This is a genomic window from Luteibacter sp. TLI7-4A, from assembly GCF_056754745.1.
In genome coordinates, this window is sequence record NZ_JBPGWO010000001.1 from 261,582 (window position 1) to 285,356 (window position 23,775).

Annotated in this window: 24 protein-coding genes; 7 read left to right on the forward strand and 17 right to left on the reverse strand. The window is 67.2% G+C overall.

All coding sequences use genetic code 11. The features are described 5' to 3' along the window. Window positions 1-17: 17 nt before the first annotated feature. Together yjgA and ACR9Y6_RS01210 are read right to left on the reverse strand one after the other, a co-directional pair. On the reverse strand, window positions 18-560 hold the full coding sequence (yjgA, locus tag ACR9Y6_RS01205; protein WP_481279625.1) for a ribosome biogenesis factor YjgA: 543 nt from the start codon (window positions 558-560) through the stop codon (window positions 18-20). Then, on the reverse strand, window positions 557-802 hold the full coding sequence (locus tag ACR9Y6_RS01210; protein ID WP_481279626.1) for a DUF1653 domain-containing protein: 246 nt from the start codon (window positions 800-802) through the stop codon (window positions 557-559). The genes yjgA and ACR9Y6_RS01210 overlap by 4 nt, the downstream gene beginning before the upstream one ends. Window positions 803-922: 120 nt before the next feature. Here ACR9Y6_RS01210 and pmbA point away from each other — a divergent pair, with 120 nt between their 5' ends. Both pmbA and ACR9Y6_RS01220 read left to right on the forward strand, forming a co-directional pair. Next, complete coding sequence (gene pmbA, locus ACR9Y6_RS01215) at window positions 923-2,272, forward strand: metalloprotease PmbA (protein ID WP_481279627.1); 1,350 nt, start codon at window positions 923-925, stop codon at window positions 2,270-2,272. A gap of 98 nt (window positions 2,273-2,370) precedes the next feature. Next, the gene (locus tag ACR9Y6_RS01220) at window positions 2,371-2,775 is read left to right on the forward strand and encodes a DUF4870 domain-containing protein (RefSeq protein ID WP_481279628.1); all 405 of its coding nucleotides are present in this window, start codon (window positions 2,371-2,373) and stop codon (window positions 2,773-2,775) included. 312 nt (window positions 2,776-3,087) lie between these two features. Here ACR9Y6_RS01220 and ispA read toward each other — a convergent pair whose 3' ends face one another. The 5 genes from ispA to ACR9Y6_RS01245 form a co-directional block, all read right to left on the reverse strand. Then, a complete protein-coding gene (ispA, locus tag ACR9Y6_RS01225) occupies window positions 3,088-3,990 on the reverse strand; it encodes a (2E,6E)-farnesyl diphosphate synthase (RefSeq protein ID WP_481279629.1) in 903 nt (300 codons plus the stop codon). Beyond that, window positions 3,971-4,231 carry an exodeoxyribonuclease VII small subunit gene (locus ACR9Y6_RS01230; RefSeq protein WP_481279630.1) on the reverse strand — a complete coding sequence of 87 codons (261 nt, stop codon included), beginning with the start codon at window positions 4,229-4,231 and terminating at the stop codon, window positions 3,971-3,973. Before ACR9Y6_RS01230 ends, ispA begins: the two co-directional genes overlap by 20 nt. Window positions 4,232-4,263: 32 nt before the next feature. Continuing rightward, complete coding sequence (gene tilS, locus ACR9Y6_RS01235; RefSeq protein ID WP_481279631.1) at window positions 4,264-5,553, reverse strand: tRNA lysidine(34) synthetase TilS; 1,290 nt, start codon at window positions 5,551-5,553, stop codon at window positions 4,264-4,266. Further along, a complete protein-coding gene (locus ACR9Y6_RS01240) occupies window positions 5,550-6,293 on the reverse strand; it encodes an NYN domain-containing protein (protein ID WP_448098521.1) in 744 nt (247 codons plus the stop codon). Before ACR9Y6_RS01240 ends, tilS begins: the two co-directional genes overlap by 4 nt. A gap of 78 nt (window positions 6,294-6,371) precedes the next feature. Next, window positions 6,372-7,331 (reverse strand): acetyl-CoA carboxylase carboxyltransferase subunit alpha, encoded by a 960-nt coding sequence (locus ACR9Y6_RS01245; RefSeq protein ID WP_426285330.1) that lies wholly within the window; start codon window positions 7,329-7,331, stop codon window positions 6,372-6,374. 286 nt (window positions 7,332-7,617) lie between these two features. Here ACR9Y6_RS01245 and ACR9Y6_RS01250 point away from each other — a divergent pair, with 286 nt between their 5' ends. Then, window positions 7,618-8,262: a hypothetical protein gene (locus ACR9Y6_RS01250; RefSeq protein WP_481279632.1), complete on the forward strand. Its 645-nt coding sequence runs from the start codon at window positions 7,618-7,620 to the stop codon at window positions 8,260-8,262. 23 nt (window positions 8,263-8,285) lie between these two features. Then, entirely contained in the window at window positions 8,286-8,894 is a 609-nt protein-coding gene (locus ACR9Y6_RS01255) for a hypothetical protein (RefSeq protein WP_481279633.1), read from the forward strand. Window positions 8,895-8,937: 43 nt separating this feature from the next. Here ACR9Y6_RS01255 and dnaE read toward each other — a convergent pair whose 3' ends face one another. The 8 genes from dnaE to ACR9Y6_RS01295 form a co-directional block, all read right to left on the reverse strand. After that, entirely contained in the window at window positions 8,938-12,483 is a 3,546-nt protein-coding gene (dnaE, locus tag ACR9Y6_RS01260) for a DNA polymerase III subunit alpha (RefSeq protein WP_481279634.1), read from the reverse strand. A 64-nt stretch (window positions 12,484-12,547) separates the two neighbouring features. Beyond that, window positions 12,548-13,132, reverse strand: coding sequence for an NUDIX hydrolase (locus ACR9Y6_RS01265; protein WP_481279635.1), 585 nt, complete (start codon window positions 13,130-13,132; stop codon window positions 12,548-12,550). A gap of 67 nt (window positions 13,133-13,199) precedes the next feature. Next, window positions 13,200-14,024, reverse strand: a complete 825-nt coding sequence (locus ACR9Y6_RS01270; RefSeq protein WP_481282669.1) for a 5'-3' exonuclease — start codon at window positions 14,022-14,024, stop codon at window positions 13,200-13,202. A 62-nt stretch (window positions 14,025-14,086) separates the two neighbouring features. Next, the gene (locus ACR9Y6_RS01275; RefSeq protein ID WP_481279636.1) at window positions 14,087-14,659 is read right to left on the reverse strand and encodes a nitroreductase family protein; all 573 of its coding nucleotides are present in this window, start codon (window positions 14,657-14,659) and stop codon (window positions 14,087-14,089) included. Between the two features lie 382 nt (window positions 14,660-15,041). Then, window positions 15,042-15,638: a DUF3106 domain-containing protein gene (locus ACR9Y6_RS01280; RefSeq protein WP_481279637.1), complete on the reverse strand. Its 597-nt coding sequence runs from the start codon at window positions 15,636-15,638 to the stop codon at window positions 15,042-15,044. 5 nt (window positions 15,639-15,643) lie between these two features. Beyond that, on the reverse strand, window positions 15,644-16,015 hold the full coding sequence (locus tag ACR9Y6_RS01285) for a hypothetical protein (RefSeq protein WP_481279638.1): 372 nt from the start codon (window positions 16,013-16,015) through the stop codon (window positions 15,644-15,646). Next, window positions 16,012-16,635, reverse strand: a complete 624-nt coding sequence (locus ACR9Y6_RS01290; RefSeq protein ID WP_481279639.1) for an RNA polymerase sigma factor — start codon at window positions 16,633-16,635, stop codon at window positions 16,012-16,014. The genes ACR9Y6_RS01285 and ACR9Y6_RS01290 overlap by 4 nt, the downstream gene beginning before the upstream one ends. Before the next feature lie 98 nt (window positions 16,636-16,733). Continuing rightward, window positions 16,734-17,180 carry a hypothetical protein gene (locus ACR9Y6_RS01295; protein WP_481279640.1) on the reverse strand — a complete coding sequence of 149 codons (447 nt, stop codon included), beginning with the start codon at window positions 17,178-17,180 and terminating at the stop codon, window positions 16,734-16,736. A 191-nt stretch (window positions 17,181-17,371) separates the two neighbouring features. Between ACR9Y6_RS01295 and sufT the strand changes: the two genes are divergently transcribed. The 3 genes from sufT to ACR9Y6_RS01310 all read left to right on the forward strand — a co-directional run bounded on the left by sufT (window position 17,372) and on the right by ACR9Y6_RS01310 (window position 21,475). Continuing rightward, window positions 17,372-17,929 (forward strand): putative Fe-S cluster assembly protein SufT, encoded by a 558-nt coding sequence (sufT, locus tag ACR9Y6_RS01300; protein ID WP_371024835.1) that lies wholly within the window; start codon window positions 17,372-17,374, stop codon window positions 17,927-17,929. Between the two features lie 211 nt (window positions 17,930-18,140). Then, window positions 18,141-19,982, forward strand: a complete 1,842-nt coding sequence (locus ACR9Y6_RS01305) for a M4 family metallopeptidase (RefSeq protein WP_481279641.1) — start codon at window positions 18,141-18,143, stop codon at window positions 19,980-19,982. A gap of 176 nt (window positions 19,983-20,158) precedes the next feature. Then, window positions 20,159-21,475 (forward strand): S8 family peptidase, encoded by a 1,317-nt coding sequence (locus ACR9Y6_RS01310; RefSeq protein WP_481279642.1) that lies wholly within the window; start codon window positions 20,159-20,161, stop codon window positions 21,473-21,475. 23 nt (window positions 21,476-21,498) lie between these two features. Here ACR9Y6_RS01310 and ACR9Y6_RS01315 read toward each other — a convergent pair whose 3' ends face one another. Both ACR9Y6_RS01315 and ACR9Y6_RS01320 read right to left on the reverse strand, forming a co-directional pair. Beyond that, window positions 21,499-21,984 carry an asparaginase domain-containing protein gene (locus ACR9Y6_RS01315; protein WP_427459441.1) on the reverse strand — a complete coding sequence of 162 codons (486 nt, stop codon included), beginning with the start codon at window positions 21,982-21,984 and terminating at the stop codon, window positions 21,499-21,501. A 65-nt stretch (window positions 21,985-22,049) separates the two neighbouring features. Beyond that, entirely contained in the window at window positions 22,050-23,708 is a 1,659-nt protein-coding gene (locus ACR9Y6_RS01320) for an acyl-CoA dehydrogenase family protein (protein ID WP_481279643.1), read from the reverse strand. Between the last annotated feature and the right edge of the window lie 67 nt (window positions 23,709-23,775).

A 23,775-nucleotide genomic window follows, 5' to 3' on the forward strand; every position in this document is an offset into this window, starting at 1 on the left:
GGGCACCCGTCGCGGGCTCATTCCCCGGGTGAAGCGGCTTCCAGCTCTTTCAATATCCGGTACAACTCGCGAAACGCATGCAGCGGCTTGTTCGCCTCGCGCTCGGCCTTGGCCTGGCGAACCAGCGAGCGCAGGTGCTGGCGGTCGAGATCCGGGTACTGGTCGAACAATTCACCGAGGGCGACGTCGCCACCTTCCATCAATCGTTCGCGCCGTGCTTCCAGGCGATGCATGTGCGCGGCTTCCTGCCGCTGGCGGTCGCGATCCTCGCCCAATGCGGCACGCGCATCGGTGAAGGCCTCATCGCCGTGCCGGCGCATCTGCTTGGCGAGGAAGGCCAACTGCCGCTTGCGTGCGATATGCGCGGTGATCTTCCGCGTCCTGCCGATCTCCTCGACGATGTCGTCCGGCAAGTTCAGCTTAGGAATGCGGCTTGGCGGTAACTCCATGAGCTGACCGGCCAGCTTCAGGATATCGAGGGCATTGCGGCGCTTCTCGCTGCGGCTCGGGCCGAAGTCCTCTTCGTCCCCATCGCGCGGACGGTCGTCGACAGGCTTCATGACTGGGCATCCGTGATGGGTTTGAAATCCGCTTCGCGCTCGAACGTGAAACGGGGGAAGGTCTTGCCGTCGCGCTCCACCGTCTCGGCGAACATCGCGGCGGGACGCACCCACAGGCGGTGCTGGTCGTAGAGGTCCTGGTAGAGAACCATTTCCTCCATCGACTCACTGTGCAGGGCGGTACCCAGCACCCGGTAGGGCATGCCCTTGAAGTGACGGTAGTAGCCGACACGGACGCTCATACGGTATTTCCATGGCACCATGCGCGGTGCGTTGCTTTTGATCGGGTGACGCGACCCCATCTGTATCGGGTCGGCCGCGTGCGGCCTGCCATTCTAACCGCCAGCCCCCGGGATGCCCACGTGAGCCAAGTTGCCACCCTCGACACCAGCCACCAGGACCTCGATCGCCTTGCCAGCCTGGCCGAGGACACGATCCGCCGTGCCCGCGCCGCGGGGGCGACCCAGGCCGAGGTTTCCGCCAGTGTCGACGTGGGCCTGAACGTGAACGTGCGCCTGGGCGAAGTGGAGACGGTGGAACACACGCGTGACCGGGGCTTCGCCCTGACCGTGTACTTCGGCCGGCGCAAGGGCTCGGCCAGCACCGCCGACCTCAACCCTGACTCGATCCAGGCCACCATCGACCAGGCCTGCGCCATCGCCAGGTTCACCGAGGAAGACCCTGCCTCGGGCCTTGCGGACGCCGATCGCATGGCCACGTCGTTCCCCGACCTCGACCTCTGGCATCCGTGGGATATCGACGTGGACGGGGCGATCGCCCTGGGCCAGGAGATCGAGGAGGCCGGCCGGGCCGTCGCCGGCATCACGAATTCCGATGGTTCCAGCGTGAATGCGGGACAAAGTCTCTCGGTATACGCCAATTCCCACGGCTTCCTCGGCCGCGAGCGCGGCACGCGGCATTCGCTCTCGGTGGCCTTGATCGCCGGCGATGACGACGGCATGCAGCGCGATTACTGGTACGACAGCGTGCGCCACGCGGGCGATTTCATGGACGCCGCCGCGATCGGCCGCAAGGCCGCCGAACGCACGCTGTCGCGTCTTGGTTCACGGCGCATCGGTACCCGTCAGGCGCCGGTACTGTTCGCGCCGGAAGTGGCACGCTCGCTGCTCGGCCATCTGCTGGGCGCCGTGAGCGGCGGCTCCCTGTACCGCCGCTCCAGCTTCCTGGTGGACCACGCGGGCAAGCAGATCCTGCCCTCGTGGTTCCGCATCGACGAAAAGCCCTTGATTCCCCGTGGCCTGGGCTCGTCGGTGTTCGACGCCGAGGGCGTGGCCACCCTCGACGCGCCGCTGGTGGTCGACGGCGTGCTGCAGCGCTACATCCTCGGCAGCTACTCCGCGCGCAAGTTGGGCCTGACGTCCACCGGCAACGCGGGCGGCGTACACAACCTCTTCGTGAAAACGGGTGACGACGACTTCGCCGGCATGCTGCGCAAGCTGGGCACCGGCCTGCTGGTGACCGAGGTGATGGGGCAGGGCGTGTCGATCGTCACCGGCGACTATTCGCGCGGCGCCTCGGGTTTCTGGGTCGAGAACGGCCAGATCGCCTACCCGGTGGAGGAGATCACCATCGCCGCCAACCTGCGCGACATGTACGCGAACCTGGTGGCGGTGGGCGCGGACGTCGACCGCCGGTCGCATATCCTCACCGGCTCCTGGCTGGTCGATAAGATGACGATCGCCGGGGAGTGATCGCCGGGACGTGCGGGCCGCCCCTGTGCCGCAAGTCGCCTTGACAGGCGGCCGGGCGAATCGGACAGTGGGCGCGACATCGCCCACGGAGTTCCGCCATGAGTACGCCGTCCGATCAGGTCCCGCCGTCACCCCCGCCGTCCCCGCCGCCTTACGAGCCCACTGGTTCCGCGGCACCCAATACCGACGACAAGAACATCGCGATGCTCACCCATCTCTCGGGGATCATCTTCAGCATCATCGTGCCGCTCATCGTCTGGCTGGTCCATAAAGATCGTGCCGAAAAGAGCTACCTCGTGACCGAGGCCAAGGAGGCGCTGAACTTCCAGATCACCGTGCTGATCGGTTACGTGATCTGCTGGGTGCTCGCCTTCGTCGTCATCGGCGCGTTCCTGACGCCGCTGCTGTGGTTGTTCAACCTCGTGTTCTGCATCATCGCGGCGATACGGGTGAGCCAGACCGGCACCTATCGGTATCCGTTCGCATTGCGCCTGATCGCCTGATTGGGGTGCCTTGACGGAAAGCCCGCTTCGGCGGGCTTTCTTTTGGTTCTTCACGCCTTTCCGGTGATGTTTCGCCGTCAGGCTCGGCTTCGCCATCGTATTGGTTTTGGCCGCGAGGCAGGGAAGCCGCCGGGCGTCACCCTGGTCGCTAAGTCCTCGTCCGGCCTACGCCTCCCTGCGGAATCGCTCCCAGGGTGACGCCCGGCGGCTCCCCTGCCTCGACGCAAAAAAGCGATGGCGCAGCCGAGCCGTGGCTCCGGACTTCCGCTTGCCCGACGTCAGGCGTTATCCAACGAAGCGGATGGAGCGGGATCAGTGGCCGCGGTGTGCGGAATAACGTGCCAGTTCGGCCAGCCATTCGCCACGTTCGCCCAAGGGTTCGATGGCTTCGAGGGCTTCGTCGACAAGACCGGCCAGGCGCGCGCGGGAGGCATCGAGGCCGATGATCGACGGGAAGGTGGGTTTGTCGGCGGCGGCGTCCTTGCCCGCGGTCTTGCCGATCACGGCGGACTCACCCTCGACATCGAGGATGTCGTCGCGGACCTGGAAAGCCAGTCCGACGGCGTGGCCGTAGCGATCCAGGCGGGCGAGCATGCCGGCATCCGAGCAACCGGCGGCGAGTGCGCCAAGGCGGATCGACGCCCTGATCAACGCGCCGGTCTTGTAGGCATGCATGCGCTCCAGCTCGTCGAGCGACAGTTGCTGGCCCACGCCGGCGAGGTCGAAGGCTTGCCCCCCCGCCATGCCCTCCGCGCCACAGGCGGCGCCCAGCGCGCGCAGCATGGCGATACGTTGGTCGGCGTCACCGCCGCCGTGTGGCGTGGCGAGGATCTCGAACGCCAGCGCTTGCAAGGCGTCGCCGGCGAGGATCGCCATGGCCTCGCCGAACACGATGTGGCAGGTGGGCCGGCCACGACGCAAGGCGTCGTCGTCCATCGCGGGAAGGTCGTCGTGCACCAGCGAATAGGCGTGGATGATCTCCACCGCGCAGGCCGGTGCATCGAGGATCGTGCCATCGCACCCGAGCGCATGGCCCGCCGCGTAGACGAACAAGGGGCGCAGGCGCTTGCCGCCGCCGAGCACGGCGTAACGCATCGCCCGGTGCAGGTCGCTGGGCGGGAGGTTTTCGGCGGGCAGGGCGCGTGCGAGCGCGTCGTCGGCGCGGCCGACCAGCGCCCTGAGGGGTGCCGGCAGGTCAGTCGATGCGGGAGTCAAAGGGTTCGGCGGTATCGGGGGATTCGGGATCGAGCAGCAGGCGCACGCGCAGTTCCGCCTGTTCCAGCGCGGTCTGGCAATGCCGGTAGAGACCGATGCCGCGCTCGAACGACTTCAGGGATTCGTCGAGGCTGAGTTCGCCGCCTTCCATGCGGGTGACCAGCTGTTCGAGCTCGTCCAGCGAGTGCTCGAATTCGGCAATCGAGGAGGCGGGCACGGGAGTGGCGGGGGACTTCGGCATGCCCGCAAAACTAGCTCACATGGCGGTTTCGATCAATCGTCGCGGTGCCACACCGGCCGTCCGCCAGCCGCATCGAAGAGGTTTTTTCCTTCGTCGGTTAGCCACTTGTCGGCGACCGCGACGAGGCGGCCGTCGACCTCGACCAGCGGGATGCGGGGGCGTTCCCAGGGGGGTACGGCCGCTTGTTGGAACAGGTCCCGCAGTTCACGCGTGTGCTTGTCCCCGTGGGGACGCAGGGTTTCGCCTCCGCGCCGGTAACGCACCGTCACGGCGCGGGCGAGCCTGCCGTTGGACAGGGAAAGCGTGCCGCCGCCGGGGAGCACGAGCGGCTCGCCATGCCATGCCGCCGACCAGTCGCTGTCGAAGGCGTCACGCCGCCGCATGGCCCAGAGCCGGCCCTTCCAGACGCGCACCTCGGTCCCGCCCCAACCGACCAGCGGCAGGCGTTCCGCCGCGGCTTCGCGGATCTGCCGTTCGAGCGCCTCGCGTTGCGCGATGGTCGGCGCGGAGAGGCCCGCCGCGTGTAGCCAGTATTCCAACAGCGGCGCTCGCCAGGCGGGAGGCAGGGCGAGCCAGCCCATGGCATCCAGTGTGTCGTGCTGGCCGTTCAAGCGGGACAGGGCGTCCATCCAGCCGTCGCGGAGACTGTCGGTGGCCTCCCGGCACAGGCGCGCGGCATGCGTGATGCTGATGGCGGCCTGGGGCCACTGGGCGACCAGCGCGGGAACGATCGTCGCGCGCAGGTAACCGCGGGCGACGCGGGGATCGTCGTTGGAGGGATCGTGGATGGTGCCCAGGCCATGTTCGGCGACATGGTCGAGCAGCGCGATGCGCGGCAGGTCGAGCAAGGGGCGCCACAACATGCCGGCGCCCAGCGGGCGTCGTTCACGCATGCCGGCGAGGCCTTCCGGACCGGCGCCACGCAGCAGTTTCAGCAGGACGGTTTCCACCTGGTCGTCGCGATGATGGGCCAGCACCAGCCGTTCGCCCGGCCGGAGCGACGTCGCGAACGCGGCATGCCGTGCACGACGTGCCGCCGCTTCGATACCTTCGCCTCGTGTCAGGTCGACCGCCACGCGAACCACCTCGCAGGGCACTTCCAGCGATTCGCAGAACCGGCGGCAATGCACCGCCCAGGCACCACTCTCCGCATGCAGCCCATGATCGATGTGGAGGGCGCGCAGCGCCGGGCGGGGCATCCGGCCGGCGAGCGCATGCAGCAACGCGGTGGAATCGGGGCCGCCGCTGTAGGCGACGACGAGTGGCGCATCTTCCGCCTCGCGCAGCGAACGATCGAGATGATCGGCCAGCGATACGCTCATTTCGCCTTGCCGCGCATGCGTACGTAGAGATGCTTGGCATTGCCGAACTGGCGCTCCTCGACGTCGAACAGGCCGATGCCGTTGATGAGCCCGCTCAGCTTCGAGTAACCGTAGTTGCGCGAATCGAAGTCGGGCGAGCGCTTGCTGAGGATGCTGCCGATGCCACCGAGCGCGGCCCAGCCGTTTTCATCGGATGCGGCTTCCACGGCGTTGCGCAGCAGGTTCATCAACTTCGTGTCGCCGCGAAGTTCGTGCGCGCTCCTGGGCGCGGACACGACCTCGTTCTCGTTCTGCTCGGTACCGACCAGGACTTCCGTGTAGATGAACTTGTCGCACGCGGAAACGAAGGCCTTCGGGGTTTTCTGCTCACCGAAGCCATAGACGATGAGGCCGGCCTCGCGGATGCGCGACGCCAGCCGGGTGAAATCGCTGTCGCTGGACACGATGCAGAATCCGTCGAAGCGTTCCGCGTAAAGCAGGTCCATCGCGTCGATGATCATCGCCGAGTCGGTCGCGTTCTTGCCCGAGGTATAGGCGAACTGCTGGATCGGCTGGATCGAATGATCGAGCAGGGCGGTTTTCCAGCCGTTGAGGTTGGGCCCCGTCCAGTCGCCGTAGATGCGCTTGACGTGGGCCGTACCGTATTTCGCTACCTCGGCGAGCAACCCGTCGACGATGGCCGGCCTCGCGTTGTCGGCGTCGATCAACACGGCGAGCTTCTGGGTGACGTCATTGGCCATGGCGGGCTCCGGTGTCGGCGGTCAGCCGATGGTACGCGCTAGCCGTGCAACCCGTCCCCTTCGGCTCCGCCGCCCGCTTCAGCCTTCGCTGAATGCGCCGTAGGCACGCAGGCGCTTGTAGCGCCTTTCCAGCAGTTCGTCGGTGGACAGGGTTTCCAGCTCGTCGAGTTCGTTGAGCAGGACGGCCTTCAGGCGGATCGCCATCGACTGGGGGTTGCGGTGCGCGCCGCCGAGCGGTTCACGGACGATCTTGTCGATGAGGCCGTTCTCTAGCAGGCGCGGGGCCGTGAGGCCCATGACCTCGGCGGCGTCCTTGGCCTTGTCGGCGCTCTTCCAGAGGATGGAAGCGCAGCCTTCCGGCGTGATGACCGAATAGGTGGAGTACTGCAGCATCAGCGTGCGATCGCCCACGCCGATGGCCAGCGCGCCGCCGGAACCGCCTTCACCCGTGACCGTGCAGATGACCGGCACGCGGAGGTCGGCCATTTCGAGCAGGTTGCGCGCGATGGCTTCCGACTGGCCGCGTTCCTCGGCGTTGATGCCCGGCCATGCGCCCGCGGTGTCGATGAAGGTGAACACGGGAATGTGAAAGCGCTCCGCGAGCTTGAACAGGCGCAGTGCCTTCCGGTAGCCCTCGGGACGCGGCATGCCGAAGTTACGCTTCACCTTGGACTTGGTGTCGCGTCCTTTCTGGTGGCCGACGATCATGATCGAGCGGCCGTTGATCCGGGCCAGGCCGCCGACGATGGCCTGGTCGTCGGCGAACATGCGGTCGCCCTTGAGCTCGTGGAATTCCTCGCACATCGCCTGGATGTAATCCAGCGTGTAGGGACGTGCCGGATGACGCGACACCTGGCTGACCTGCCAGGGCGTCAGGTTGCGGAAGATCTCGGCCGTCTTGACCTTGAGCTTCTCGCGCAGCCGGCCGACTTCCTCATCGATATTGAACGCCTGGCCGCTGCTGGCGTGGCGAAGTTCTTCGATCTTCGCCTCCAGCTCGGCGATGGGTTGTTCGAAATCGAGGAAATTGGGATTCATGGGCAACGGTGGTTCGGAAAGACCCGACAGTATACCGGGTGGCGCAGGGCCCCGACGTGCGTAAGGGTACGGATGGATTCCTGCATCCTAAGTGATTGACGGACAAGTCCTCGAAGGTGCCGAGTGGGGTGGGGGCTCGCCCGGGTCGGGAATGAAGGGTCGCCCTGAATTGCGTGTGGGGGACGACCTCGCGGGCTGTGAGGGTCGCCCACGCGGCAGGCTGGATTTGCTGGAATGCACACCGCCACGGGATGGTGGCGGTAAAAAAACTCAAGGAGATCCGCGCATGAAGAACGAAACGTTGGTTTTGGCAGCCCTGCTGTCTTTCGCATCGGGAACTGGCGCCGCGCAGGCGACCACGGCCGACACCTCCACCGGCACGATCAAGAATTCGGTCTGCACCGAGGCCGGGGGTGCGGACCGTTGTCTCGTCGACCTGCGCAACGGCGATTTCGAGGCCCGGATCGATTCCCGGGACCCGTACCGCTGGCAGTTCCTCGTACCGCGAGGCATGCCTGCCCCCTACCTCGGAAGCACGCCCGACTCGCGGACGCTCGCCTTGCCGGGGCAGGGCGCCACAGCGTGGGCGTACGCGCCGATTCCGGCCGGCGAGGCCGGCGCGGACTTGCCGAAGCACACGTATACGGTGCGGCTGCGTGCGCGGGGCTCCGGCCCCATGCCCGCGAATGTGGCGGTGACCCTGCTTGTCGCCGGACCGGATGATTCGTCGGGTGGCAGCGAGCTCGCCACGGTGACCCACACCGTCGGCTGGGATTGGGAGCCTCTGGATCTCAAGGTCGACGGCATCGCCATTGACGGAGCGGCGCTCATGGGCGTGCGCATCGAGCGCACGGACAGGAACACCCCCACGATGCTCCAGGTCGACGATGTACGCATCGTGCGCACGTCGCCGCATCCGTGGGGTCGGTGATGGCGATCGTCCAGGGAAAGACCATGCCTTTGCTCAAGCGGCGCTTCGCGACGCTCCTCTTCGCGCTATCTCCATTCGCCTTGCCCGGTATCGCCTGGGCAGGCGACGGCGCCGATCCCTCCCATCTGCCCGCTTGCGATCAGTTCGGCGGGACCGAAGCCTGTCGGTTGCCGGTGCAGAACGTGCAGTTCATCCACGCCCTCGATGGATGGACACGCGCCACGGGGCTGCCGGGCATCGGCTATGACGAATCCGGCAATCCGTACGCTTCGCTCTATACCGGCGCGAGCATCCGTCAGAACGTGTATGCCCATTTCGGCAAGTCGCCGCAAGGCCTCACCTACGCACTGCGATTCCGCGTTCGCGCCGATAACGCCGACACCCAGGTCAGGGCCCGGTTGTCGATGAGCGACGCGACGGGCGAACATACGCTGCCGCTCGGTTCCACCACGACGATCGCCCATAAAGACGAGTGGGGCATCGTGGAACTCATCGTGAACGGGGTCCCGTTCGGTGCGCCGGCCCATGTCCAGATAGAGATCGCCAACGAAGGCGGCAATCACGACACCGTGCAAGTGGACGATGTCTACCTCGTCGAGTCCGGAGATGCGATGTCGCTTCGGCGTCGTTGATCCGGAAGAGGACCGGGTGCGTGTGCGCACCCGGTCCTTCTTTTCAATCCGCTGGGCGTACCAGGCGCAATTCCGTGCCGAGCACGCCCGGAAGCGCGCGTAGCGTCCGCATGAGATCGGGGAGGGCGCGCACGCGCCAGGCTTCACCGAGTTCGACGCTGGCCTGACCCACGGTGTTGCGGTAGCCGGCCAGCAGCAGAGGCGTGCGGCCGCCGCGATAGCCCATGAGGGCCTGACGCAGGTGTTGCGGGAAATCGGGGCCGACGCCGTTGAGTTTCAGTGTGAGCAGGCGACCGAAGTGCTCCATCGCATCGGCGAGCGAGTAAGCCTTGCGGGCGCGCAACTGGTAGCCCCCGGCGAAGTCGTCGATGCGCAGGCCGCCCTCCACCACGATCAGGTTGCCCCGCGTGAGCAATGGCGCGGCGTCGGTGAACACTTCGCGGAAGAAACTCGTTTCGAGCACTCCGGTGGCATCCTCGATCTGCACGAAGGCGTCGCTATCGCCGCGCTTGCGCATGCCGACCACCATGCCGGCGACGGTCCATGGCGTCTCCGGGCCGCGGCGGAAGCGGCTGGCGTTCTCGTCGTCATCGTTGCGCCGCGGCTTCGGTGGCTGGTAGCGCTGCGGGATCTCGCCGATCGGGCAACTGGAGAGCTGTGCCAGCTCCGCTTTCCACGGGTCGGTGGGATGGCCGGAGAGATAATGACCGAGCGTGTCGTGCTCGCCCTGCAGCAATTGCTCCAGCGGCCACTCGGGCACCGCTCCCGACAATTCGATGAGGCTGGGTGCCTCGGCGGCGCCGAAGGCGTTGCCGAAGATGTCGACCTGCCCGGACGCGCGGTTCTTCGCCTCCTGGTCGGCGGCGCGCATCGCTTCGGGGATGTGCATCAGCAGCGTGGCGCGGTTTTCGCCGAGGGCATCGAGCGCGCCGGACTGCACGAGGGCTTCCATCGTGCGCTTGTTGAGCTTGTTCGAACCGACGCGCTGGCAGAAATCGACCAGGCCGCGGAACGGCCCCTTCGCCTTGCGCTCGGCGACGATCTCCTCGCAGATGCCCTGGCCCACGCCCTTGATCGCACCGAGCCCGTAACGGACCACGCGCGGTTCCACCGCTTCGAACATCCAGTCGGATGCGTTCACGTCGGGTGGCAGCACCGTGATGCCGATCGCGCGCGTCTCGTCGAGGAAGGTGACGACCTTCTCGGTGTTGTCCATGTCCGACGAGATCGTCGCGGCCATGAACTCGGCGGGGTAGTGCGCCTTCAGCCACGCGGTCTGGTAGGAGACCAGCGCATAGGCGGCCGCGTGCGACTTGTTGAAGCCGTAGCCGGCGAACTTCTCCATGAGGTCGAAGATCGCGTCGGCTTTCTCGCCGTCGATCCCGTCCTTGGCGGCACCTTCGCGGAATGTCGCGCGGTGCTTGACCATTTCCTCGGGTTTTTTCTTGCCCATCGCGCGACGCAACAGGTCGGCGCCGCCGAGCGTGTAACCGCCGACGATCTGCGCCATCTGCATCACCTGTTCCTGATAGACCATGATGCCGTAGGTCTCTTTCAGGATGGGCTCGACGCGCGGATCCGGGTACTCCACCGGCTCGCGACCGTGCTTGCGGGCGCAGAAGCTGGGAATGAGGTCCATCGGGCCCGGGCGATACAGTGCCACCAGCGCGATGATGTCCTCGAAGCGGTCGGCCTGCGCGTCCTTGAGCATGCCCTGCATGCCGCGCGATTCGAGCTGGAAGACGGCGACGGTCTGCGCCTTCTTCAGCAGGTCGTAGACCTTGGGATCGTCCAGCGGGAGCGCTTCGATCACCAGTGGCTCGACGCCTTCCCGTTCACGGCGCCTGTTGATCGCCTTGACCGCCCAATCGATGATCGTGAGCGTGCGCAGGCCGAGGAAGTCGAACTTGACCAGGCCGACCGCTTCGACGTCGTCCTTGTCGTATTGCGTGACGACGCCTTCGCCGCCCGGTTCGCAGTAAAGCGGGGCGAAGTCGGTCAGCGGCGTCGGCGCGATGACCACGCCGCCCGCGTGCTTGCCGGCGTTGCGGGTGAGACCTTCCAGGCTCAGCGCCAGGTCGATGAGCTGGCGCGGTTCCTCTTCCTGCTCGTAGACGTCGCAGAATTCCTTGACGATCCGATCGGGTTCTTTCTTCGACTTTTCCGTGCGGCCGAGCGCGTCGCCGAGGGTGAGGTCGAGCGGCCGGTTGGGGATCAGCTTGGCGAGCCGGTCGACCTGGCCATAACCCATGCCGAGCACGCGACCGGAGTCGCGCAGCACGGCCTTCGCGGCCATCGAGCCGTAGGTGATGATCTGGCTGACGTGGTCGCGTCCGTACTTGCGCGAGACGTAGTCGATCACCTCGTCGCGGCGATCCATGCAGAAGTCGATGTCGAAGTCGGGCATCGACACGCGTTCCGGGTTGAGGAATCGCTCGAAGAGCAACTCGAACTGGAGCGGGTCCAGGTCGGTGATCTTCAGCACCCAGGCCACCAGCGAGCCGGCGCCGGAACCGCGGCCCGGGCCCACCGGGATGCCGTTCTGCTTACCCCAGTTGATGAAGTCCGCCACGATCAGGAAGTAGCCGGGAAAGCCCATCCGGATGATGACGTCGACCTCGCGATCCAGTCGGGCCTGGTAATCCTCCAGGGTCTTTCCCGGTGCCAACGGATGGTTGCGCAGGCGCTCCTCTAGCCCCAGTTGCGCCTGCTCGCGGATGTACGTGTCGAGGGTATGCCCCTCGGGCACCGGGAAGTTCGGCAGGTAATACGTGCCGAAGCTCAGTTCCAGGTTGCAACGCTTCACCAGTTCGACGGTGTTCTGGAGCGCTTCGGGAATGTCGGCGAACAGCGCCTCCATCTCCTCGGGCGACTTGAAGTACTGCTCTTCGCTGTAATCGTGCGGGCGCTTCGGATCGGCGAGGACGCGGCCCTGGTTGATGCAGGTGCGCGCTTCGTGCGCCTCGAAACCGTCCCGCTCCAGGAAGCGCACGTCGTTGCTGGCGATGACGGGCAATTCGTACTCGCCGGCCAGTGCCATGGCCGCGCGTACCCAGTGTTCCTCGTTCTCCCGGCCGGTGCGGGTGAGCTCCAGGTAGAGGCGATCGGGAAAAAGGCGGCGCAGCGACTCGAGGCGCGGGCCCGCCGTGGTCAGGCCCGCGCCGAGCGCGACTCGCGCCACCTCGCTCTCGCGCCCGGCGATGGCGATCAGGCCACGCACGCTCTCCGGGTGCATCCAGGCGGCGTCGACCAGCGCGCGGCCCGTACCCTGGCCTTCGCGCCAGGCGCGGGAGACCAGCCGGGACAGGTTGAGGTAACCGTCGCGGTCCTGGCAGAGCAGGGTGAGGCGCCAGGGGCGCGGGTCGTCGGGGCTGGATACCCAGATGTCGCAGCCGGCCACCGGCTTGATGCCGGCCGCCGTGCACTGCTTGTAGAACTTCACCAGGCCGAACAGGTTGTTCTCGTCGGTCAGTGCGACCGCCGGCATCCCCGCACGCACGCAGGCGGCGACCAGCTGCTTGATGCGGATGGTCGAATCGACCAGCGAATACTCGCTGTGCAGGTGGAGATGAGCGAAACGGACGGACATGGGCGACGCCGGACAAGGCAGAGGGAAGGCTACCCGTGGGAGCCCGGCAGGACAAGAATTGACATCAACGCATGTGGGCCTCGGGATGATCGATGAACCAGAGCCCGGCGAACAGCTTGGCGTCGATGGAGAATCCCTCCTTGGCACGGTCGAACAGCCATTTGCCGGCCTCGGCGCGCGGAACCTCGTGGACGATGATGTTCTCGGTCTCGTCGCCGCCGCCCGCACCGACGCGCACCAGGTCCCATGCCCGCACGAAGGCGATCATCTCGGTGCTCATGCCGGCCGACGAGGGCCCTTCGTGCACGAACTCGAGATGGCCGCAGCGATAGCCGGTTTCCTCCTCGAGTTCACGCCGGGCCGCGATCAGGACGTCTTCGTCCTCCGCGCCGGCGATGTCGCCGACCAGGCCGGCCGGCATCTCGATGGTGTTCGCGAGGATGGATACGCGGTACTGCTCCACGAAGACGACCTTGTCGTCCGGTGTCACCGCGAGGATGATCACCGCGCCACCGGCGTTGTTGCGCACGGCGTATTCCCAGCGCCCGCGCTTCTTCATGGTCAGCCATTTGCCCTGGTACAGCGTTTCCTCGGGCGCGGCGGCGTCTTCGGGCACGGGCGAGGCGTGAGGCAGGGGACTGGTCTGCATGGGTGGGCTCCTTGAGGGACGGCGAAGTATCCGCACAAGAGTATCGTGCCCGTGTGACGTCGGGGGATCAGATCAGCGCGCGCAGCCTCGTGCGCGTCAAGGGGCCGAAGCGGATGCGCTCGCAGAGGTCGTCGATGGCGGAAGCGTCGCCGGCGCGCCGGCTGAGCGCGTCGGCCGTATCGGCCACCGCGATGTCCAGCGCGATGCGCGTCAGGCGGCGGCATAGCAGCGCCTGGTCGGCGTGCTCGCGCAGGCGGACGGCGCAGGCCGCGGCACCGCGGATGCGCAGGTAGGGTACTTCGTCGATGCGCTCCAGGATGGCGTCGAGGCTGCCGAAGTGACCGAGCAGCGCGGCGGCGGTCTTGGCGCCGATCCCCGGCACGCCGGGAATGTTGTCCACGGCATCGCCACACAACGCGAGATAGTCGGCGACCTGGTGCGGATGCACGCCCATGCGTTCGAAGACACCGGAGGCGCCCCAGCGAACGTTCTTCGCGAAATCCCATTGCTCGTCGAACTCTCCGAGCAACTGGCCGAAATCCTTGTCCGCCGAAACGATCACGCCGCGGAACCCGTGCGAGCGCAGCCCCCACAGGGCGCTGCCGATGAGGTCGTCGGCCTCGTACTGGTGGTCGTTGAGCACCGTGAGCCCGAGCGCCGCGGCGACCTCGCGGCAGAACGCGAACTGGCGCACGAGCTGGGGTGGCGGCAGTTCGCGGTTCGCCTTGTAGGCGGGATAGATCGCATTGCGGAAGGAGGTGGTGAGCGACGCGTCGAACGCCACCGCGATGTGTTCCGCGCGGCTGCGCTCCAGCAATTCGCAAAGGAACCGGGTGAAGCCGTGCACGGCATTGACCGGCTCGCCTTCGTGGTCGTGGAATTCGTCCGGCATCGAGTGCCAGGCGCGGAAGACGTAGAGGCTGCCGTCGACCAGGTGGACGAGTGAGTCGCCGCTCACGGTTCCCACGTGCTCACGATGTCGTCGTAGGCGGGGCGATCGCGCTCGGGGGCCGCCATGACGGGGGTGCCGACGTGGATGAACCCGATGACGTGTTCGTTCTTCTTCATGCCCAGCAGCTTCGCCACGTCGCGGTCGTAGGCGGCCCAGCCGGTGAGCCACTGCGCACCGTAGCCCAGGGACTGCGCGCCCAGCAGGATGTTATAGGCGACACAACCGGCGGCGAGGTTCTGTTCGAGTTCGGGAACCGTGCTGTCTTCGTCGATCCTGGCCGAAACGACCAGCACCAGCGGCGCGTGCTCGTAACGGCGCTGTTCTTTCTCGCGCTTCGCCTCGGACAGGTCGGGATTTGCCTCGATGGCGCGCTTGGCCAGCTTGCGCCCGAAGGCCAACTTCGCCTCGCCGCGCAGGATGCGTATGCGGAACGGTTCGAGCTTGCCGTGGTCGGGCACGCGCATCGCCGCCTCGAGCAGGCGGCGTAGCGTGGCGTCATCGGGGGCGGGTTCGCCGAGCTGGCGCGAAGGCACGGAGCGGCGGGCGTCGAGGAAAGCCAGGGCGGTCTGGGTCATCTCCCTAGTTTACCCGGCAGCCGCCCCGGTGGGAGCCGACCCTGTGCCTTGGTGGGAGCCGACCTCGTGCTTTGGTGGGAGCCGACCTTGTCGGCGATCCCGCGGCAGCGGGCCAGATTGAGGCAAGCACCCATCGCCGCTGAAGCGGCTCCCACAACAGCCAATCGAGTAGACCGGTCAGGAACAGACCTGGTGGGAGCTTGGGAACAAATGGGAACAAACCTGTGGGAGCCGGCTTTGCCGGCGATCCCGCGGTAGCGGGCCAGATTGAGGCAAGCACCCATCGCCGACAGGGTCGGCTCCCACCAGGTTACGGGGTCTCACCGGGCTACGGGGGTCTCCACCAGACTACCGGGCCTCCACCGGGCTACCAGGGGGCTTTTCAGTCGCCGGGGGGTGGGCGTGAGCCGTCCGGAGGCCTGGGGCCATCCGGAGGCGGCCTGTGCCCGTCGGGCGGTGGCGGGGGCGGCGGCAAGGCGTCGTTCGGCCCCAGGTGGTCGATCGCTTCGCGCTGCTGCTCGGGCGACTGTTGCCGCCACTTGTCCATCAGCTGGCGGCGTTGCTCCGGCGGGAGGTTGCGGAAGCGCTCGAAGGCGTCGTGCAACCTCGCACGCTGCTCGGGCGTAAGGTCCTGGAACTTCTGCCGGTTCCTGCGCGCTTCGGCACGTTCCTCGGGTGTCATGTGTTGCCACCGCTCGATGCGTTCGCGGATTTCCGCACGGCGTTCCGGCGGCAGGCCGCGCCAGCGCTGCGCCTTGTCGAGCATCCTCGACTGGCGTTGGGGAGGAAAACCGTCCCATTCGCTGGCGAGCGGCGCGAGGATGTCTTTCTCGTCGGCCGTCAACGCGCTCCAGGGGCGCGGCGGCGGAAGTGGCTCCCCTTCGCCCGGGGGCGGGGGTGGCGGGCGATCCTGCGCCGATACGGCCAGGGGAGCCGCCAGTGCGAGAAACAGGGCGAGGACGAGCGGAACGCGGCGCATGGGAATCACTTGCGAGACGAAGACGGGGTGTCGTTGTAGGCCAGCCAGCTATAGAACTGGAGGTCCTTGTACAAAGCCGGATCGGCGACATCGGCATCCGGCGGCAGGTCGTTCGGATCCGCATCCGCCGCCTGGCTGGCAACAGGCGGCGCCGAAGGCGTCACGCCGGGCTGCCAGACCATCAACGTGGCCAGGGCGAGCACCGCGAACGCCCCCGCCGGCAGCAACAGCCGGCGAATCGCCGACTCGCGTGGCTGGGCCAGCGCGGTGCGACGGGCGGCGCGCAGGCGGCCGGCCACGGCCGGATCCACGTCACGGCTGGCGCGCAGGTACAGATCCCTGGCGCGGCGTTCGAGTTCCCGATCGTGCTGGCTCATCGCCATGCCTCCAGTTGGTCGCGCAGCGCATGCATCGCGCGCGAAAGGTGGGTCTTCACACTGCCGTCGGAGCAGCCCATGGCTGCCGCCGTCTCGGCCACGTCCAGGCCTTCCATGATGCGAAGCGTGAAGGCTTCGCGCTGGCGCCGGGGCAGGTTGCGCACGGCCGCCACGATATCCGTGAAGGCCTGTGAATCCTGCAACCGGGCCGAGGGGTCCGGGCTGTCGTCGGCCGGTTCCCAACTCGGTAGTTCGTCGCCGTCGTCGTCCTTGCCGCCGCCCAGCCAGCCCACCACGATCGAGCGCACCTTGCGCCGCCGTTGCAGGTCGACGATGCGCCTGCGCAGGATGCCCCAGAACAACGGGGTCCATTCCTCCGCGGGCTTCTCGCCGTAATGGCGGACCAGCCGCAACATCGCGTCCTGCACGGCGTCCAGCGCGTCCTCGCGGTTGCCCAGATGGATCTCGGCCATGCGCCACGCGCGGCGCTCGATGGATGCGAGGAAGGCATCCATGCTCGCGGGCACCTCGCGCAGGTCGTCGAGCGATGCGCTGTCGATCGCGATCGAGGCGTTCACGGCCTTCCCCGCGTCGTCGGTCTTCGCATCCTCGTGCTCCATACGGCCTGGTCTACTCCGGTTAACGCGGTCGGCGACCGCCGGTTGACTGCTTGTTTCGCGCAATATCTTCCGGGGCAAGGGATTTACGGTTTATGAAGTCAATGGGTGCGACGACCACGGGCGCGCAGGGGCCAGGCGACAAGGGCCGCCAGTACCGCGCCCGCCAGGACCAGGGCGATGTCACCCGGACCTTGGGCCAGGCGGGCCAGGTCGATCAACATGGCCGGCCCGGCGTCGCTCATGGCCTGTGCCAGGCCCACGCCCATCATTCCCGAAATGGACGCGGCAGCCACCAGGCAAGCCGTGTAGGCGGCGGCGATCAAGGTGGCCACGGCGGCCAGCAACGCACCCGCGGCACCGCGGAAACGCAACCAGCGGCGCACCACCACGCCCAGTATCCAGCCGGCAGGCAGCACCAGGGCGGGCAGGGCGCGGCCGAACATCATCGACGGCACCATCCAGACGGCGCCCACGGCGAAGCCGAACATGACGGCGCAGAGGGCGCCGAAAAGGAAGCCGGAGAGATGACTACGCTCAGCCGGCATGGGTATCGGTCAGGTCGCGCATGGGATCCTGGATCGGGCAAAGCGGCCATGATAGCGGGCGGGAAGGCGCGGCGCTCTTGAGGGCGCAGGCCGCAGCCCCGACGTTAGAGCCGGTAGACGCTTACCGCCGGCCCGCGGCGGGCGCATAATCGACGACTTTGCGGCCGCGGCGCGGCCTTCACAGGACAGCAATGAGCGGTTTCAGCCTCAGCAGCGAACCCTTCACCCTCGAGCGTGACTGCCAGGCGGTCATGGTCCCGCAGGGAGAGACGGTGACGCTTCCGGCCGGGCAGATCGGCTACATCACCCAGGCGCTGGGTGGCAGTTTCACCGTGTACGTGGAAGGCAACCTGTTCCGGATCGCGGGGAACGACGCCGACGCGCTGGGCAAGGAACCGCCCAAGGCCATCGAGCTGGACGACGACGCCTCCGACGAGGACGTCGAGAAACTGGTCTGGCAGCAACTCCGCACCTGCTTCGATCCCGAGATCCCCATCAACGTGGTCGAGCTGGGGCTCGTCTACGACGTGACCCTCGAGACCACGGACGAGGGTGCCCGCCGCGCCTACGTGAAGATGACCCTGACCGCGCCCGGTTGCGGCATGGGCGACATCCTCGTGGACGACGTGCGTACCAAGCTCGAACTCATCCCGACGGTGGTCGAGGCGGACGTCGATCTCGTCTTCGACCCGCCCTGGAACCATTCGATGATGTCGGACGCGGCGAAGCTCGAAACCGGCATGCTCTGACACCGCCTGCGTCGCATTTTCCTTCGGCCTAGGGAAATCCCTAGGTAGTCGACCGCGAGATCTTGCGCTAGGTTGACCGTGACTTGCGGCGGGGAGGCCGTCAAGTCAGAACAAAACGGGCATCGCGCTGCGGCGCGAATTCATATCGTTCGGAATGTGGTCCCCACGACCGCAATGGCTTCGTGCGGCCCATTCCCGGAGGAGGAACGTAATGGCAAGTCATTTTCGCTTGAAACTCCTGGTCGCTTCGCTGGCTATCGCGGCTACCTCGGTAGCCACGGCCGGCACCGAGCAGGCGCTCCGTGCGCAGAACCTCGGAGCCGTCCCCGCCAATCAGCTGGCGGCAAAGCTCGGCCTTTCCGCGGACAATTCGTTCGTGGCCAGGAATGCGCTGCCGACGGTGAAGGGAACCCAGACGGTACGCATGCAACAGACGTTCAAGGGCGTGCCGGTGTATGGACGCAGCATCGCCGTGGAGCAGGATGCCCAGGGCAATGCGCTGGTCGCCAACGGTGTCGTCACTTCGGACCTGCAGGTCGATCTCACCTCGGTGACGCCGAAGATCGACCAGGCCAGCGCGATCGCCTTGCTGACGAAGCAGGCGCGTACGCTGGGCGCGGCGACGGCCAAGCCTGAAAACGCCAAGGCCGACCTCTACGTGTATCCGGTGGACGGCGCGCCGGCGCGCCTCGTGTACCTGACCTCGTTCTTCTCCGGCGGCGATCATCCCACTCGCCCGACCGCGATCATCGATGCCAACACCGGGCAGGTGATCGAGCAGTGGGAAGGCCTCACCAATGCCGAGGTGGACGCGACGGGCCCGGGCGGCAACCAGAAGGTCGGCCAGTACACATGGGGAGCGAACGGCTTGCCCGCGCTGCGCGTGACGCAATCCGGAACCACCTGTACGGCGCAGAACGCCTACGTGAAGTCGTACAACATGAAGAAGGCGACCTCCGGCAGCGGCACGCTGTGGAGCTTCACCTGCTTCAATTCCAGCGGTGACGCCGTGAACGGTGCCTATGGCCCGATCAACGATGCCCATCACTTCGGCGGCGTGGTCCATGACATGTATACCGCGTACACCGGCGCGGCACCGTTGAACCAGGTGCTGGTCATGAAGGTGCACTACGGCAACAACTACGAGAACGCCTTCTGGGATGGCAGCTCGATGACGTTCGGCGATGGCGCCAGCACGTTCTATCCGCTGGTCGCGCTCGACGTCACCTCGCACGAGATCAGCCACGGCTACACGGAACAGCACTCGAACCTCGCCTACAGCGGCCAGTCCGGCGGCATGAACGAGGCCTATTCGGACATCGCGGGCGAAGCGGCGGAATACTACGACCGCGGCAGCAACGATTTCCTGGTCGGCTCGGACATCGTCAAGACCAGCGCTGGCATCGGCGACGCCTTGCGCTACATGTGCAACCCGACCCAGGACGGCGGTTCGATCGACAACGCGGCCGATTACTACAGCGGCCTCGACGTGCATTACTCCTCGGGCGTGTACAACAAGGCGTTCTGCGTGCTGGCCAAGACCAGCGGCTGGGATACGGTCAAGGCGTTCAAGGCCTTCGCACGTGCCAATGCCCTCTACTGGACGGCCAGCTCCACCTTCAACAGCGGTGCGTGCGGCGTGGCGAGCGCGGCGACCGACCTGGGCTATTCGGCGACCGACGTCGCCGCGGCGTTCACGGCGGTGGGCGTGACCTGCTCGACCGGCGGTGGCGGTGGCGGCACGCAGTTGCAGAACGGCGTGGCCAAGACCGGCCTGGCGGGAAGCTCGGGTACGGAACTCAGCTACACGGTGGTCATCGCGGCCGGTGCGTCGAACCTGAGCATCGTCACCAGCGGCGGCACGGGTGATGCGGATCTCTACGTGAAGTTCGGCTCCGCGCCGACGACCTCGAGCTACAACTGCCGTCCGTACCTCAACGGCAACAACGAGACCTGCACGTTCGCGGCACCGCAGGCCGGCACGTACTACGTCAAGGTTCGTGGCTATACCACGTTCTCCGGCGTCTCCCTAAAGGCGACCTGGACGCCGTAAGCCACGGCATCGACGTGCGTTCGACGAGGCCCGGGCGGTAGCGCCCGGGCCTCTTTCGTTCGCGGTCGTTTTTCCTACGTGTCCACGTGGGCAGGGTCGAATAGGCCCTCCATCGCCAGGGCCTTACGTTCGTTCGACCCCCGCAGCCCCCGCTGCGCCATCGAAGGAACGTCCCCATGCGCCTGGCTCTCCTCGCCGCTGTCATCCCGCTCGTTTTATCGCCGTCCACCCATGCGGACGAAGCGCGCTACATCGTTCACTTCGTCGATGCGGATTCGGCACGCGCCGCGCGCACGCCCCGTCCGATGGCCGGCACCGCACGAGTCGACGCGCCGCGGCATGTGCGTTCGCTCGCGGCGGGCGGCGAACTCTTCGAGATGCACGGCGGTGACGTGTCCCGTCTCGCCGGTCTTCCGGGCGTCGCCGCCGTCGAGGAGGACCTCGTCGTCACCGCCACGGCCATCGTCGACCCGCTATGGAAACGGCAGTGGTACATGCACGATCCCAAGGTGGGCGTGGATGCGGAAGTGGCGTGGCGCTACACGCGTGGGACGGGAGCGGTGGTCGCCGTGCTCGACACCGGCATCACCCCGCATCCCGAATTCGATGGCCAGTTGCTGCCCGGCTACGATTTCGTGAGCGACGCCGCCGCCGCGCGCGACGGCGATGGCCGCGATGCGAATCCCACCGACGAAGGTGACTGGAGGGACGCCGGGGACTGTGGTTCGTCGCGCGTCGCTCCGTCGTCGTGGCATGGCTCGCACGTGGCCGGCCTCATCGTGGCGCGTTCCGGCAACCGGCCGGGCATCGTGGGGCTGGCGCCCGAGGCGAAACTGTTACCCGTTCGCGTGCTCGGTCATTGCGGTGGGCGGCTTTCGGATGTCGCCGATGCGGTGGTCTGGGCCAGTGGCGGCGCGGTGCCGGGCGTGCCCCCGCTCGAACGCCGTGCGGATGCGATCAACCTGAGCCTCGGTGGGCGGGGCGCCTGCGGCATCGCCATCGCGCGGGCCATCGAGCAAGCGCGCGGGCGCGGCACGGTGGTGGTCGCCGCCGCCGGCAACGACCAGGCGAAGGCCTCGACCAACGTGCCCGCGAACTGCCCCGGCGTGGTCACGGTCGCGGGCCTGGCGCGTGACGGCTCGATGGCGTGGTACTCCAATCATGGCGAACGCGTCACCCTCGCTGCGCCCGGCGGCAGCTTGCGCGAACGCGGGGCGGACGACATCGTGTCCACGGTCGACGCGGGCAAACGTGGTCGCGAGCGTTCCATCTTCGCGTACCACGCAGGCACCTCGATGGCGGCACCGCAGGTGGCGGCGCTCGTCGCGCTGATGCGTTCGGCCGACCCCGCCATCGGCGTCGACGACGTCACGCGGCAATTGGTCGACAATGCGCGGCCTCTGCCGGGACCTTGCCCGAAGGGGTGCGGGGCCGGCCTGATGGATGCCGGTGCGACCGTCGACGCGGTGGTCGAGGATCGCGCGCGGCGTTGAGGCGGCGTCGAGCCCGCCTGGGTTCAGACGGCCTCGAAACGGTTCGCGTCGCGGTTCTTGCGAACCGTGGCTGGATCCCACACACGGCCGTTCATGGCGATGTAGACGCCGTCGGCCAGTGTCTGCACCGCACCGACGGCGCAACCGATGTTGAACACCGCGTCGGACCCCTGGAAACGCGCGGGGTTGAGCGCGCCGGTGAGCACGATGACCTTGCCGGGAATGCCTGCGAGCACGCGGGCCGTCTCGACCATCGTGTCGGTGCCGTGCGTCACCAGCACATGACGATGCGGCTGTGCCTCGATCGTGCTGCGGATCAGCGCGCGATCCTCGTCGGTCACGTGCAGGCTGTCCTTGCGCAGGATGGGGATCACGTCGAACCGGAAGGCGACGCCCAACTGATGGAGGATGTCGCCGATCTGCGGCGAGCCGATCTGGTAGTCCGACTTGTCGTCGAAATACACCTTGTCGATGGTGCCGCCGGTGGTGACGATGGTGAGCTGCTGCATGATTGACCTGGAAACCGGGTGGAGCGGGGCGATCATTCTACATTGCGCGCCCCGGATGAGCCGCCTCAGCGGTGAAGGCCCGTCGCCGGCGCATCCGAGGCAAGCGCGATGTCCTGTTCGTTTTCCGGCAGCGCCAACCGGTCCAGGCCGTGCGCGATGAATCGGCGGGCCGCCGCGGCGGGACGCGGATCGCCCGAGGTGGCCGCCCAGGCCGCCGACCGCAGGAGGAGGGCGGCGGCCATCGTGCGCGCGAGGGTAAAGGCGATCCCGCGTGCCGACGCTTCGAGGGCGGCGCGATCCGCCGCGATGTCGCCCAGCAAGGCTTCCGTCGCATCGATCGTGCCGACGATGATGCCGCGCTCCTGCACCCCTTCCGGCACGAGCTCCCGGATGGCCTGCCTGAGCGGCCCGAGACCGTTGGGCAGCGCACGCAGCATGTCCAGCGAGAGCACGTTCGTGGTGCCTTCCCAGATCGCATATACCTGGGCGTCCCGCAGCAGTTGCGGAAGGCCGGTGTCCTCGATGTAGCCCGCGCCGCCGAAACATTCCAGGGCCTCGGACACCACGCGGATCGAGACCTTCGCCGTCCACAGTTTCGCCAGGGGCGTCAGCAGGCGCAGCAGGGCGGCGTCGTCGGCCCCGCCTTCGCCCTGTTCGGTACGCCCCAACAGTTCCGCCACATGGAAGGCGAGGGAGAAGGCGCCTTCGTATTCCGCCTGCATGTCCGCCAAGGTGCGCGCATGCAGGGGATGGTCGATGAGGCGGTGACCGAAGGCGCTGCGTCGCAAGGCGTAGTCGCGCGCCAGCGCGATCGCCCTGGCCATGCTCGCCACCGCGCACACGGCGTTCCAGGTGCGCGTGACGTTGAGCATCGGGGCGATCTGGCGAACGCCATGGTCCAGCGGGCCCACCGGCGTCGCGGGCAGGCCATCGAGATGGATCTCGGCGGTGGGCAGTTCGTGGGTGCCGAGTTTCTTCTTGAGCCGGTCGATGGTGATGCCACGCCATGCGCCGTGCTCGTCCTTCGTCTCCACGTAGAAGAGCGCCAACGCCGCCGTGCCCGTGCCGGACCCTTCCGGGCGCGCCAGCGCGAGCGCCGCCTCGCCCACGACGGCCGAGCTGAACCACTTGCGGCCATACAGGCGCCACTGGCCGTCGGCGTCCTGCCGGGCCGTGGTTTCGGTACGCCCGACATCGGATCCGCCTGGCGTTTCCGTCATCCATTGGCCCGACAGCCAGAACGTGGCCGGATCGCGGCTGAGGAAATGCGGCAGCGCCCGTTCGATCAGGCGTGCGTTACCCGAGGCGCGCAGCGCCGTCGCCGCGCCATCGGTCATCGCCAACGGGCAGCAGTAGAATTCGCTGGCCACGTGATAGAGGTAGACACGGGCGAATTCCTCGACGCGTGCCCAGCGCGAGGGTTCGTGCCCCGCGGCCAATACCGCGTGCTTCGTCGTCAGGCCGGGGCCTTCCTCCCAGGCGGGCGTCAGGGCGATGCGATCGACGCGGGAGCCCCACGCATCCCACTGGGTGAGGATGGGTTCGCCGCGTGGCGTGCGTCCACGACGATCCCAGGCCATGACCGCGTAATCGGCCAACGCCTCCAGGTCCGGGCGCATCGCCCCCAGGCGATCGGCTGGCAGCGTGTGGCCCAGCCACGCGTTGAGCACGCGGTCGTCGCGGAAGGGATGCGCCAGTCGCGGCGCTTCCTGCACAAAACCCATCGTGGCGTCCTCTCGTCGGATTCGATGCCTAGCCTGCACCGGCCTCGTCCGTCCGTCGATACGCTGC

What these genes read in the sequence shown, in the direction of transcription:
- ACR9Y6_RS01220 (WP_481279628.1), top strand. Translation starts at nt 2,371, where the DNA reads ATGAGTACGCCGTCCGATCAGGTCCCGCCGTCACCCCCGCCGTCCCCG.
- ACR9Y6_RS01255 (WP_481279633.1), top strand. Translation starts at nt 8,286, where the DNA reads ATGCCTTTGCTCAAGCGGCGCTTCGCGACGCTCCTCTTCGCGCTATCT.
- ACR9Y6_RS01290 (WP_481279639.1), bottom strand. Translation starts at nt 16,635, where the DNA reads ATGGAGCACGAGGATGCGAAGACCGACGACGCGGGGAAGGCCGTGAAC.
- ACR9Y6_RS01250 (WP_481279632.1), top strand. Translation starts at nt 7,618, where the DNA reads ATGAAGAACGAAACGTTGGTTTTGGCAGCCCTGCTGTCTTTCGCATCG.
- ACR9Y6_RS01275 (WP_481279636.1), bottom strand. Translation starts at nt 14,659, where the DNA reads ATGACCCAGACCGCCCTGGCTTTCCTCGACGCCCGCCGCTCCGTGCCT.
- ACR9Y6_RS01280 (WP_481279637.1), bottom strand. Translation starts at nt 15,638, where the DNA reads ATGCGCCGCGTTCCGCTCGTCCTCGCCCTGTTTCTCGCACTGGCGGCT.
- ACR9Y6_RS01265 (WP_481279635.1), bottom strand. Translation starts at nt 13,132, where the DNA reads ATGCAGACCAGTCCCCTGCCTCACGCCTCGCCCGTGCCCGAAGACGCC.
- ACR9Y6_RS01240 (WP_448098521.1), bottom strand. Translation starts at nt 6,293, where the DNA reads ATGGCCAATGACGTCACCCAGAAGCTCGCCGTGTTGATCGACGCCGAC.
- ACR9Y6_RS01230 (WP_481279630.1), bottom strand. Translation starts at nt 4,231, where the DNA reads ATGCCGAAGTCCCCCGCCACTCCCGTGCCCGCCTCCTCGATTGCCGAA.
- ACR9Y6_RS01315 (WP_427459441.1), bottom strand. Translation starts at nt 21,984, where the DNA reads ATGCAGCAGCTCACCATCGTCACCACCGGCGGCACCATCGACAAGGTG.
- ACR9Y6_RS01245 (WP_426285330.1), bottom strand. Translation starts at nt 7,331, where the DNA reads ATGAATCCCAATTTCCTCGATTTCGAACAACCCATCGCCGAGCTGGAG.
- ACR9Y6_RS01320 (WP_481279643.1), bottom strand. Translation starts at nt 23,708, where the DNA reads ATGGGTTTTGTGCAGGAAGCGCCGCGACTGGCGCATCCCTTCCGCGAC.
- tilS (WP_481279631.1), bottom strand. Translation starts at nt 5,553, where the DNA reads ATGAGCGTATCGCTGGCCGATCATCTCGATCGTTCGCTGCGCGAGGCG.
- sufT (WP_371024835.1), top strand. Translation starts at nt 17,372, where the DNA reads ATGAGCGGTTTCAGCCTCAGCAGCGAACCCTTCACCCTCGAGCGTGAC.
- ACR9Y6_RS01295 (WP_481279640.1), bottom strand. Translation starts at nt 17,180, where the DNA reads ATGCCGGCTGAGCGTAGTCATCTCTCCGGCTTCCTTTTCGGCGCCCTC.
- ACR9Y6_RS01285 (WP_481279638.1), bottom strand. Translation starts at nt 16,015, where the DNA reads ATGAGCCAGCACGATCGGGAACTCGAACGCCGCGCCAGGGATCTGTAC.
- ACR9Y6_RS01270 (WP_481282669.1), bottom strand. Translation starts at nt 14,024, where the DNA reads ATGCCGGACGAATTCCACGACCACGAAGGCGAGCCGGTCAATGCCGTG.
- ACR9Y6_RS01305 (WP_481279641.1), top strand. Translation starts at nt 18,141, where the DNA reads ATGGCAAGTCATTTTCGCTTGAAACTCCTGGTCGCTTCGCTGGCTATC.
- yjgA (WP_481279625.1), bottom strand. Translation starts at nt 560, where the DNA reads ATGAAGCCTGTCGACGACCGTCCGCGCGATGGGGACGAAGAGGACTTC.
- dnaE (WP_481279634.1), bottom strand. Translation starts at nt 12,483, where the DNA reads ATGTCCGTCCGTTTCGCTCATCTCCACCTGCACAGCGAGTATTCGCTG.
- ACR9Y6_RS01310 (WP_481279642.1), top strand. Translation starts at nt 20,159, where the DNA reads ATGCGCCTGGCTCTCCTCGCCGCTGTCATCCCGCTCGTTTTATCGCCG.
- ACR9Y6_RS01210 (WP_481279626.1), bottom strand. Translation starts at nt 802, where the DNA reads ATGAGCGTCCGTGTCGGCTACTACCGTCACTTCAAGGGCATGCCCTAC.